The sequence below is a fragment of the Mycobacterium sp. 852002-40037_SCH5390672 genome, assembly GCF_001665875.1.
Classification (GTDB): domain Bacteria; phylum Actinomycetota; class Actinomycetes; order Mycobacteriales; family Mycobacteriaceae; genus Mycobacterium.
In genome coordinates this window covers 1-11406 of record NZ_LZTA01000039.1, presented here as the reverse complement: position 1 = coordinate 11406, position 11406 = coordinate 1, and the positions used below count along the sequence as shown (strand labels likewise).

The following is an 11406-nucleotide window of genomic DNA, read 5'->3' as shown; positions in this document are numbered from 1 at the left end:
TGCCAGGAGTTCATCACCCAGTTGGGTCGCAACTTCCAGGTCATCTACGAGCAGGCCAACTCCCACGGACAGAAGGTTCAGTCCGCGGGCAGCAACATGGCCAGCACTGACAGCGCCGTCGGGTCCAGCTGGGCCTGACGCCTCTTCTCGACAACGGGGCCGCACACCAAATTCGGTGTGCGGCCCCGTTTTTCGTATGCCGGTTGGCGTATGGGCTTGTACCGCAATGGGAAAATCCCGCTGTGGTCCGAGCATCGACCATCCGGCCGCCACCGAACGCGGAGTGAGCAAGGGGCACAACCCGATACGGCCCCCGCCCCGTCGGGCTAGCGGCCACAAGTGCGTGACCGCGGCCTCCATCGAGGTTCATCGATCACGGCCTACATTTGAGAACTCTATGAACTCCGTGACAATCGTGTGTGTGGCTTGCCAGAATGTAGGAGCATGACCGTAATGTCGGGGTACTCAGGCGCGCAGCGCCCACGTCAAGCCATCCTGGGGCAGCTGCCGAGGATCTACCGTGCCGACGGGTCACCCATCAGGGTTTTGCTGGTCGACGACGAGCCGGCGCTGACCAATCTGGTCAAGATGGCGCTGCACTACGAGGGCTGGGTTGTCGACATCGCCCACAACGGACGCGAGGCCATGGCCAAGTTCGAGCGGGTCAGCCCCGACGTCCTCGTCCTCGACATCATGCTTCCCGATGTGGACGGGTTGCGAATCCTGGAACGCGTCCGCCAATCCGACGCCTACACCCCCACGCTTTTCCTCACCGCGCGCGACTCGGTGATGGACCGCGTCACGGGTCTGACCGCGGGCGCCGACGACTACATGACCAAGCCGTTCAGCCTGGAGGAACTGGTCGCCCGGCTGCGCGGGTTGCTACGCCGTTCCGGCCAGCAGCCCACGCCGACCGCCGAAACCCTCAAGGTCGGCGACCTCAAGGTCGACAGCGCCAGCCGGGAGGTCACCCGTGATGGCGACCCGATATCGTTGTCCTCCACCGAATTCGAATTATTGCGCTTCCTCATGCGCAATCCCCGCCGCGCGCTGAGCCGCACCGAGATCCTGGACCGTGTCTGGAATTACGACTTCGCCGGACGCACCAGCATCGTCGATCTCTACATCTCGTACTTGCGAAAGAAGATCGACTCCGGGCGCGAACCGATGATTCATACCGTCCGCGGGGTGGGATACATGCTGCGGCCGGCGGAATGACCCGAGACCGGGACAGCACATCCGGGGACTTTTCCCGCTGGTATCCCCATTCGCTGCGCCGCCAACTGTTGTTGGGCGTGCTGGCCGTGGTCAGCGTGGTGCTGGTGACCGTCGGAATCGTCTCGGTGCTGAGCCTGCGCGGCTATGTCAACGCCATGAGCGATGCCGATGTCACCGAGTCCCTGGACGCGTTGAGCCACCAGTACACCAAATACCGTAACGGCGAACATGTTTCGCCGCATCCCGGCACACCGCCGATCGCACAGGCGATGCTGGAATTCACCGGGCAGACCCCGGGAAACCTCATCGCCGTGCTGCACAACGGCACCGTGATCGGGTCGGCGGTTTTCTCCGAAGACGAACCGAAACCCGCGCCGGCCGACGTCGTCCGCGACCTTCAAGCGCAGTCGTGGAGCGACGGACCGCCACGCACCGAAATACTCGGCCGGCTGGGGCCGTACCGCGTCGACAGCACCGTCGTGGAGTCCGACGTCCTCGTGGTCGGGATGTCGCAGAACCTCGCCGATCGAATCATCGCGCGCAAACAGCTCACCACCATCGTGCTCACCGCGGCGGCGTTGGTGCTCACCGCCGGGCTCACCGTGTGGGTGGTCGGCTACACGCTTCGTCCGCTGCGCCGGCTGGCGGCGATCGCCGCCGGTGTCGCCGCCATGCCGCTTACCGACGACGACCACCGGATCAGCGTCCGGGTAGCACCGCAGGACACCAACCCGCAAAACGAGGTCGGGATCGTCGGGCACACGTTGAACCGCTTGCTGGACAACGTCGACAGCGCCCTGGCGCATCGGGTCGACTCGGATCTGCGGATGCGCCAATTCATCACCGACGCCAGCCATGAATTGCGCACACCGCTGGCCGCCATCCAGGGCTACGCGGAACTCACCCGCCAGGACAGTTCGGCGCTGCCGCCGACCACCGAATACGCGTTGGCCCGCATCGAGTCCGAGGCTCGGCGGATGGCCTTGCTCGTCGACGAGTTGCTCCTGCTTTCCCGCCTGGGAGAAGGCCAAGACCTGCAGTCCGAGGACGTCGACCTGGCCGAGGTGGTCGGCAATGCGGTGAATGACGCGACGGTGGCGGCGTTGACGCACCACTGGGTCAAAGAATTGCCCGACGAGCCGGTATGGGTGCGGGGCGATCATGCCCGGCTACATCAGCTGGTCAGCAATCTGCTCAGCAATGCCCGCGTGCACACCCCGCCCGGGGTCACGGTGACGACCGCAATCACCTGCCACCGTGACGGTCCCGACGCGCCCTACGCGGAAGTGACCGTCACCGACGACGGCCCGGGCATCGACGAGGAACTTCTGCCGAAATTGTTCGAGCGGTTCGTCCGGGCGGACAAATCGAGATCCAACGGCACGGGCAGCGGGCTCGGTCTGGCTATCGTCAGTTCGATCGTCAAGGCCCATCATGGTTCGGTCACCGCCGAATCCACCGAGGGCAACACGGTTTTCCGGGTACGGCTGCCGTTGATCTCAATTGCCGACAACCCGTCGCGTTAAAACTCCGTCCAGTGGTCCCGGCCTGTACGCCGTTGCCCCCTTGGTGATTGAGACCGCCGTGAATCTTTAGGCTTGGCCGGGCCGCGGCGGTGAAGCGGCGCCCGGATCGCCGCGCTCAAGGGCGTTAAGAAACCGTAAATGTGCACAGTGCGCCCGTTAGGAAACCGTCAACTGGACGCGCCGGCGGATGACACCCCGTTAATTTCGAGCTGACCTTGACCGGCGGGACTGTCGCTTGATGGTGGTGACCCGCTGCGCGCGGCCCCGCCGCGCTTGCGATCACCACGTGCTGTGGCTGGCTCAATGGGGTCCCTTTCGTATGCGCATGATCGGCACGGGACGGAGAAAAGATGGGCGTGGCGGTGTATGTCGTGCTGACTGTGGCGGTGTTCGCCGCACTCGGCGTGGCCCAGAAGCTGATCGAGCGGCTATGAACTACCAAAATGCGGTCGGATTGGTGCTTTCCATCCTGATTGCGCTCTACCTCGGGGGCGCTCTGCTGTTCCCGGAGAGGTTCTAAGTGAGCACAACAACAGCCGGGATTCTATTCCTGGTCGCTCTCGTCGCGGCGGTAGTGATTGTGCACGTGCCTTTCGGCGACTACATGTTTCGCGTGTACGCGTCGGAAAGGGACCTCAAGGTCGAGCGGGTGGTCTATCGACTGATCGGCGTTGACGCCCGCTCGGAGCAGACGTGGGGCGCCTACGCCCGTAGCGTGCTGGCGTTCTCGTCGATCAGCATCCTTTTCCTATTCGGGTTCGAGCTCCTACAAGACAAGTTGCCGTTGCATCTGCATGATCCGGCAACCAAGATGACACCCGCACTGGCATGGAACACTGCGGTCAGCTTCGTCACCAACACCAACTGGCAGGCCTATTCCGGCGAATCCACGCAGGGCCATCTGGTGCAGATGGTCGGCCTGGCGGTGCAGAACTTCGTTTCGGCCGCCGTCGGGATGGCGGTGGCCGTCGCGCTGGTGCGCGGGTTCGCCCGCAGACGCACCGGCGAGCTGGGCAACTTCTGGGTCGACCTGGTGCGCGCAACGTTGCGCATCCTGCTGCCCATCGCCATCATCAGCGCGATCCTGCTGGTGGCCGGTGGGGCGATCCAGAACTTCCACCTGCATGACCAGGTCGTCAGCACTCTGGGCGGAACCCAGCAGACCATTACCGGCGGGCCGGTGGCCAGCCAGGAGGCGATCAAGGAGCTCGGCACGAACGGGGGCGGCTTCTACAACGCGAACTCCGCGCATCCCTTTGAGAACCCGACCGTATGGACCAACTGGCTGGAGATCTTCCTGATCCTGGTGATCGGGTTCTCGCTGCCGCGCACCTTCGGGCGCATGGTGGGTAACACCAAGCAGGGCTTCGCGATTGCGGCCGTGATGGCGACGCTATACGCGACCAGCGTGACGCTGATGCTGTGGTTCCAGCTGCAGAACCACGGCACGGTGCCGACCTCGATCGGCTCGGCGATGGAGGGAGTCGAGCAGCGCTTCGGCGTCGCAAACTCGGCGGTGTTCGCCGCCTCGACAACGCTCACGTCGACCGGCGCCGTCGACTCGACCCACGACTCGCTGACCAGTCTCGGCGGCATGATCACGATGTTCAACATGCAACTGGGCGAGGTCGCCCCCGGCGGCACCGGGTCCGGCCTGTACGGCATGCTCGTGCTGGCGGTGATCACCGTCTTCGTCGCCGGGCTGATGGTCGGGCGTACTCCGGAGTACCTCGGCAAGAAGATCACCCCGCGCGAGATCAAGCTTGCCGCAAGCTATTTCCTGGTCACCCCGCTGATCGTGCTGACCGGCACCGCGATCGCGATGGCGCTGCCCGGCGAACGCGCGGGCATGCTCAACAACGGACCGCACGGCCTCTCGGAGGTCCTCTACGCGTTCACCTCAGCGGCCAACAACAACGGGTCGGCCTTCGCCGGCCTGAGCGCCAACACCGACTGGTACAACACCGCTCTCGGCCTGGCCATGGCGTTCGGCCGGTTTCTGCCCATCGTGCTGGTGCTGGCGTTGGCCGGATCGCTGGCCAGGCAACGCAACACACCGGACTCGGCGGGCACCTTGCCCACGCACCGGCCGCAGTTCGTCGGCATGGTCGCCGGCGTCACGTTGATCGTCGTTGCGCTCACGTTCTTGCCCATGCTCGCGCTCGGGCCCCTCGCCGAAGGAATTCACTGATGACCGCGACCGCGATCCACCCCACCGAGCAGGCCCAACCCGCGGCGCCCACCAGCAGGAAACGTGTCCAGGGCGGCCTGCTCGACCCGAAGATGCTGTGGAAGGCCACACCGGACGCGCTGCGCAAACTCAACCCGCGCACCCTGTGGCGCAACCCGGTGATGTTCATCGTGGAAATGGGCGCGGCCTGGAGCACCGCGTTGGCGATCATCGACCCGACGTGGTTCGCCTGGCTGACCGTGATCTGGCTGTGGCTCACCGTGTTGTTCGCCAATCTCGCCGAAGCGGTGGCCGAAGGCCGCGGCAAGGCGCAGGCCGAAACGCTGCGCCGCGCCAAGACGCAAACCTTGGCCCGGCGACTCAAGAACTGGGCGCCGGGCGCCGCCGAGGTCGAGGAAGCGGTCGCCGCGCCTCAGTTGCAGCAGGGCGACGTCGTCGTGGTCGAGGCGGGTCAGGTGATCCCGGGTGACGGTGACGTGGTGGAAGGCATTGCCTCGGTGGACGAATCGGCCATCACGGGCGAGTCGGCGCCGGTGATCCGCGAGTCCGGCGGCGACCGGTCGGCGGTCACGGGCGGCACCACCGTGCTCAGCGACCGGATCGTCGTGAAGATCACCCAGAAGCCCGGAGAGAGCTTCATCGACCGGATGATCGCGCTCGTCGAGGGCGCCAACCGGCAGAAGACCCCGAATGAGATCGCGCTGAACATCCTTTTGGCCGCGTTGACGATCATCTTCGTCTTCGCCGTCGCGACGTTGCAGCCGTTGGCGATCTACTCCAAAGCCAACAATCCCGGTGTCCCGGACAGCCAGGCGCTGGGCGCAACCGGGGTCACCGGCATCGTGATGGTGTCGTTGCTGGTGTGCCTTATCCCGACGACCATCGGCGCGCTGCTGTCGGCCATCGGCATCGCCGGCATGGACCGGCTGGTGCAGCGCAATGTGCTGGCGATGTCCGGACGGGCGGTGGAAGCCGCCGGCGACGTCAATACCCTGCTGCTGGACAAGACGGGCACCATCACGCTGGGCAACCGGCAGGCCGCGGCGTTCATCCCCCTCGATGGCGTCTCCGCCGAACAGCTGGCCGACGCCGCGCAGTTGTCGAGCCTCGCCGACGAAACACCCGAGGGCCGTTCGGTTGTCGTATTCGCCAAGCAGCACTTCGGGCTGCGGGCACGCACGCCGGGTGAGCTGTCCCACGCCCACTGGGTGACGTTCTCGGCCACCACCCGGATGTCGGGTGTCGACCTTGACGGCCACCTGTTGCGCAAGGGCGCGGCGAGCTCGGTTGCGGAATGGGTCCGCGCCCAGGGCGGTACGGTTCCCCAGCAGCTCGGCCAGGTCGTCGACGGCATCTCCGCCGGCGGCGGCACACCGCTGGTCGTCGGTGAAAGCCTTGGCGGCACGGACGGCAAAAGGGCACGAGTACTCGGCGTCATCCACCTCAAGGACGTCGTCAAGCAGGGCATGCGCGATCGGTTCGACGAGATGCGGCAGATGGGCATCCGCACGGTGATGATCACCGGTGATAACCCGTTGACGGCCAAGGCAATTGCCGACGAGGCGGGCGTCGACGATTTCTTGGCCGAGGCCACGCCCGAGGACAAGCTCGACTTGATCAAGCGCGAGCAGGAGGGCGGCAAGCTGGTCGCTATGACGGGCGACGGCACCAACGACGCGCCCGCTCTGGCTCAAGCCGACGTGGGCGTGGCGATGAACACCGGCACGTCGGCGGCCAAAGAGGCCGGGAACATGGTCGACCTGGACTCCGATCCCACCAAACTCATCGAGATCGTCGAGATCGGCAAACAGCTGCTGATCACCCGGGGCGCACTGACCACCTTCTCGATCGCCAACGACATCGCGAAGTACTTCGCGATCATCCCGGCGATGTTCGTTGCGCTGTTCCCCGGCCTGGATCTGATCAACGTGATGCGGCTGCACAGCCCGCAATCGGCGATTCTGTCCGCGGTCATCTTCAACGCGATCATCATCGTCGCGCTGATCCCGCTTTCGCTGCGCGGCGTGCGGTACACACCGAGCAGCGCGTCAAAATTGTTGAGCCGCAACCTCTACGTATACGGTCTCGGCGGCATCGTCGCCCCGTTCATCGGAATCAAGGCGATCGACCTGATCGTCCAATTCATCCCAGGGATGTCCTGACATGACGTTCTCGAATTTCGTCCGCCTGCATTGGGCGGCATTGCGCACCCTGCTGGTGCTGACCGTGATCACCGGTCTGGCCTATCCGCTGTTCATCTGGGTCATCGCGCAGTTTCCCGGATTGCGTGACCAGGCCGAAGGGTCGATCCTCACCGCCGACGGAAAGCCGGTGGGCAGCAGACTGATTGGCCAGTCGTTCACCGACAAGGATGGCAATGCACTGCCGCAGTACTTCCAGAGTCGCCCGTCGGCGGCCGGCAACGGGTATGACCCGACGTCGTCGGGCGGCAGCAACCTGGGGCCGGAGAGCATCGTCGACATGCCCGCCGATCCGTCGCAACTGGCTGCCGGAAAGTCCGCGTCGGATGCGGGCTTCAAACCGAGCCTGTTGACGACGGTGTGCTCGCGCAGCGCCGCGGTGGGCAAGCTGGAGGGGATCGACGGGTCGCGTCCGTTCTGCACGGGCGGCGGCGTGGGTGCGGTGCTGTCGGTGATGGGACCGCGCGACGCACGCGGGAAGGTCATCCATCCGGCCCGGGTGGTCAGCGTCAACGAGCCGTGCGGATCGACAACCACGCCGTTCCTCACCCTCTACGAGGGTGTGCGCGTCGAATGTGCCAAATACGGTGAGGACTACTCGATCGGGCAGTTCGTGCCGATCCGCGGCGCCGCACCGGCCGACCCGGCGGTACCGTCCGACGCGGTGACCGCCAGCGGCAGCGGCCTGGACCCGAACATCTCACCCGCGTATGCCGATATCCAGGTGGCGCGGGTGGCCAAAGTGCGTCATGTCACCCCAGATCAGATCCGTGAAGTGGTGGCGCAGAATCAGAGCGGCCGTGGACTCGGGTTTTTCGGCGAACCGTGCGTCAACGTGCTGCAACTCAACCTGCAACTCGACCACCGGTATCCGGTCACGAGTTAGCGCTGAGGGGGGATGATGGTTGACGTGAGTGACGTCGGCCTCCGGGACCACCATCCCAAGCGCGGGGAGCTACGCATCTACCTCGGTGCGGCTCCGGGTGTGGGCAAGACGTACTCGATGCTGGGCGAAGCGCATCGACGGCTGGAACGCGGCACCGACCTGGTGGCGGGTGTGGTGGAAACCCACGGGCGGTCGAAAACCGCTGAGCTGCTTGAGGGCATCGAGGTGATTCCGCCGCGCCATATCGAATATCGCGGCGGCAGCTTCCCCGAACTCGACGTGCCGGCGGTTTTGGCGCGCCACCCGCAGGTCGTCCTGGTCGACGAACTCGCACACACCAATACGCCGGGCAGCAAAAACCCCAAGCGGTGGCAGGACGTCGAGGAACTGCTCGACGCCGGGATCACCGTGATCTCGACGGTCAACGTGCAGCACCTGGAAAGCCTCAACGACGTCGTCGCGCAGATCACCGGCATTGAGCAGAAGGAGACCATACCGGACTTGATCGTGCGGCAGGCGTCGCAGGTTGAGCTTATCGACATCACGCCCGAAGCTTTGCGCCGCAGGTTATCTCATGGAAATGTCTATGCTCCCGATCGCATCGACGCGGCGCTGTCCAACTACTTTCGCCGTGGAAATCTTACCGCGCTAAGGGAATTGGCGCTGTTGTGGCTCGCCGACCAGGTCGACACCGCGCTGGCCAAATACCGTGCCGAGAACAAAATCACCGACATGTGGGAGGCCCGCGAGCGGGTCGTGGTGGCGGTCACGGGTGGTCCCGAGTCCGAGACGTTGGTACGACGGGCATCGCGGATCGCATCGAAGTCGACCGCCGAGCTGATGGTGGTGCACGTCATCCACGGTGATGGGCTTGCCGGCCTGTCGGAGTCGCGGATGGCCAAGATCCGGGAACTGGCGAGCAGCCTCGACGCTTCGCTGCACACCGTAGTCGGCGACGAGGTGCCCACGGCCCTGCTCGAGTTCGCCCGTGAGATGAACGCCACGCAGCTGGTGGTCGGCACCTCGCGGCGGTCGCGCTGGGCGCGCCTCTTCGAGGAGGGGATCGGCCCGAGAATCGTCGAGCTGTCGGGAAAGATCGACGTGCACCTGGTCACCCACGAGGAGTCCAAACGCGGCTTCCGCGCGTCCACGCTCGCGCCCCGCGAACGACGAGTGGCGTCGTGGCTGGCGGCCGTCATCGTGCCGTCGGTCATCTGCGGGATCAGCGTCACGTCGCTGGACCCCTATCTGGAAACCGGCGGCAAGAGCGCCCTGTTCTTTGTCGGAGTGCTGCTGGTCGGGCTGTTGGGAGGTGTTGCGCCCGCGGCACTTTCGGCGGTGCTGTCCGGGTTGCTGCTGAACTACTTCCTGATCGCCCCGCGGCACAGCTTCACCATCGCCGAACCCAACAGTGCCATCACCGAATTGGTGCTGCTGCTGATCGCGGTCGCCGTCGCGGTACTGGTCGACTTTGCGGCCAAACGCGCCCGGGAAGCCCGTCGTGCTTCGCAGGAAGCCGAGCTGCTGACGCTGTTCGCGGGCTCGGTGCTGCGCGGTGCCGATCTGGAAACGCTGCTCGAACGGGTGCGGGAGACCTACGCCCAGCGCGCGGTCAGCATGCTGCGAGAACCCGGCGAGGAAGCGCGCGCCGCCGGTAAGAAGAGTGATGTCGTCGCCTGTGTGGGCGGGGATCCCTGTGTCACGGTCGATTCCGCCGACACCGCGATCGAGGTCGGCGACGACGAATTCTGGATGTTGCTGGCTGGCCGGAAGCTCTCCGCGCGTGACCGGCGGGTGCTCAGCGCCGTGGCCAGGCAGGCCGCGGGTTTGATCAGACAGCGTGAGCTAGCCGAAGAAGCCAGCCGTGCCGAGGCGATCGGACGGGCCGACGAACTGCGGCGCTCCCTGTTGTCGGCGGTCAGCCACGACCTGCGCACACCGCTGGCGGCGGCCAAGGTCGCCGTCTCCAGCCTGCGCGCCGAAGACGTCGCCTTCTCCCCCGCCGACACCGCGGAATTGCTGGCCACCATCGAGGAGTCGATTGACCAACTGACCGCGCTGGTCGGAAACCTGCTCGATTCTTCACGTCTGGCCGCGGGGGTGATCCATCCCGATCTGAGCTGGGTGTATTTGGAGGAAAACGTGCAACGCGCGCTGATCAGCATCGGCAAGGGCGCCACCGGCTTCTTCCGATCGGCCATCGACCGGGTCAAGGTCGACGTGGGCGACGCCATCGTGATGGCCGATGCCGGGCTACTGGAACGTGTGCTGGCCAATCTGATCGACAACGCGCTGCGGTACGCACCCAACTGTGTGGTCCGGGTCAACGCCGGGCGGGTGGGCGATCGCGTGCTGATCAACGTCATCGACGAGGGTCCCGGTATTCCGCATGGGGCCGAGGAACAGATCTTCGAAGCGTTCCAGCGCCTCGGCGATCACGACAACTCCACCGGCGTCGGTCTGGGGATGTCGGTGGCGCGGGGCTTCGTCGAAGCGATGGGCGGAACGATTACGGCCACCGACACCCCGGGAGGCGGGCTGACCGTGATCGTGGATCTGGCTGCGCCGCAACCGATAGGTGCGTTATGACCCGCGTCTTGGTGATCGACGACGAACCGCAGATCCTGCGCGCATTGCGCATCAACCTGTCCGTGCGGGGCTATGAGGTGATCACCGCGTCCAGCGGTGCCGGCGCATTGCGCGCCGCCGCCGAGCACAAACCTGACGTGGTGGTCCTCGACCTCGGTCTGCCCGACATCTCCGGCATCGATGTGCTTGCCGGTCTGCGCGGTTGGCTCACCACACCGGTGATCGTGTTGTCGGCGCGCACGGATTCGTCGGACAAGGTCGAGGCGCTGGACGCCGGTGCCGACGACTACGTCACCAAACCCTTTGGCATGGACGAGTTCTTGGCGCGGCTGCGCGCGGCGGTACGCCGCAACACCGCAGCGTCCGAACTCGAGCAGCCGGTCATCGAGACGGAATCGTTCACCGTCGACCTGGCCGCCAAGAAGGTCACCAAGAGCGGCAGCGAAGTCCACCTCACCCCGACCGAGTGGGGGATGCTCGAAGTCCTTGTCCGCAATCGCGGTAAGTTGGTGGGCCGCGAGGAGCTCCTCAAGGAGGTGTGGGGTCCGGCGTACGCCACCGAAACGCATTATCTGCGTGTGTATCTCGCACAGCTGCGCCGCAAACTCGAAGATGACCCGTCGCATCCCAAACATCTGCTGACCGAGTCGGGCATGGGGTATCGATTCGAGGCCTGAGCTCCGTGGGGTGAGCCCGTGTCACATCAGCCACTTTGTCCCCCGCATCGGAGGGCATGCCTCTTGCCCGCCTTTCAGCCTGTCTCTTATACACATCTGACGCTGCCGACGATCGCAT

The 11406-nt window shown here is 65.2% G+C and carries 9 protein-coding genes and 1 pseudogene; all 10 read left to right on the top strand.

The features are described 5' to 3' along the window. Positions 1-138: pseudogene (locus A5782_RS07025) on the top strand (type VII secretion protein EsxI); the annotation flags it as partial. Positions 139-444: 306 nt separating this feature from the next. Beyond that, on the top strand, positions 445-1218 hold the full coding sequence (locus A5782_RS07020) for a response regulator transcription factor (protein WP_067097089.1): 774 nt from the start codon (positions 445-447) through the stop codon (positions 1216-1218). Further along, positions 1215-2744 carry a cell wall metabolism sensor histidine kinase WalK gene (locus tag A5782_RS07015; protein ID WP_067097086.1) on the top strand — a complete coding sequence of 510 codons (1530 nt, stop codon included), beginning with the start codon at positions 1215-1217 and terminating at the stop codon, positions 2742-2744. The genes A5782_RS07020 and A5782_RS07015 overlap by 4 nt, the downstream gene beginning before the upstream one ends. 350 nt (positions 2745-3094) lie before the next feature. Next, positions 3095-3178, top strand: a complete 84-nt coding sequence (locus A5782_RS26725) for a potassium ABC transporter ATPase (RefSeq protein WP_065498548.1) — start codon at positions 3095-3097, stop codon at positions 3176-3178. Further along, positions 3175-3264: a potassium-transporting ATPase subunit F gene (locus A5782_RS27235; protein ID WP_066871739.1), complete on the top strand. Its 90-nt coding sequence runs from the start codon at positions 3175-3177 to the stop codon at positions 3262-3264. Before A5782_RS26725 ends, A5782_RS27235 begins: the two co-directional genes overlap by 4 nt. Next, positions 3265-4935: a potassium-transporting ATPase subunit KdpA gene (kdpA, locus tag A5782_RS07000; RefSeq protein WP_067097084.1), complete on the top strand. Its 1671-nt coding sequence runs from the start codon at positions 3265-3267 to the stop codon at positions 4933-4935. It begins immediately after the preceding gene. Continuing rightward, positions 4935-7097 carry a potassium-transporting ATPase subunit KdpB gene (gene kdpB / locus A5782_RS06995; RefSeq protein ID WP_067097081.1) on the top strand — a complete coding sequence of 721 codons (2163 nt, stop codon included), beginning with the start codon at positions 4935-4937 and terminating at the stop codon, positions 7095-7097. The genes kdpA and kdpB overlap by 1 nt, the downstream gene beginning before the upstream one ends. A 1-nt stretch (position 7098) precedes the next feature. Then, on the top strand, positions 7099-8022 hold the full coding sequence (locus A5782_RS06990) for a potassium-transporting ATPase subunit C (protein ID WP_067097078.1): 924 nt from the start codon (positions 7099-7101) through the stop codon (positions 8020-8022). A 12-nt stretch (positions 8023-8034) separates the two neighbouring features. Then, on the top strand, positions 8035-10611 hold the full coding sequence (locus A5782_RS06985) for a sensor histidine kinase KdpD (protein WP_067097076.1): 2577 nt from the start codon (positions 8035-8037) through the stop codon (positions 10609-10611). After that, positions 10608-11288 carry a response regulator gene (locus A5782_RS06980; protein ID WP_067097073.1) on the top strand — a complete coding sequence of 227 codons (681 nt, stop codon included), beginning with the start codon at positions 10608-10610 and terminating at the stop codon, positions 11286-11288. Before A5782_RS06985 ends, A5782_RS06980 begins: the two co-directional genes overlap by 4 nt. The last annotated feature ends 118 nt before the right edge of the window (positions 11289-11406 follow it).

Coding starts and splice junctions, on each gene's coding strand:
- A5782_RS07020 (WP_067097089.1), top strand. CDS start 445: ATGACCGTAATGTCGGGGTACTCAGGCGCGCAGCGCCCACGTCAAGCC.
- A5782_RS07015 (WP_067097086.1), top strand. CDS start 1,215: ATGACCCGAGACCGGGACAGCACATCCGGGGACTTTTCCCGCTGGTAT.
- A5782_RS26725 (WP_065498548.1), top strand. CDS start 3,095: ATGGGCGTGGCGGTGTATGTCGTGCTGACTGTGGCGGTGTTCGCCGCA.
- A5782_RS27235 (WP_066871739.1), top strand. CDS start 3,175: ATGAACTACCAAAATGCGGTCGGATTGGTGCTTTCCATCCTGATTGCG.
- kdpB (WP_067097081.1), top strand. CDS start 4,935: ATGACCGCGACCGCGATCCACCCCACCGAGCAGGCCCAACCCGCGGCG.
- A5782_RS06990 (WP_067097078.1), top strand. CDS start 7,099: ATGACGTTCTCGAATTTCGTCCGCCTGCATTGGGCGGCATTGCGCACC.
- A5782_RS06985 (WP_067097076.1), top strand. CDS start 8,035: ATGATGGTTGACGTGAGTGACGTCGGCCTCCGGGACCACCATCCCAAG.
- A5782_RS06980 (WP_067097073.1), top strand. CDS start 10,608: ATGACCCGCGTCTTGGTGATCGACGACGAACCGCAGATCCTGCGCGCA.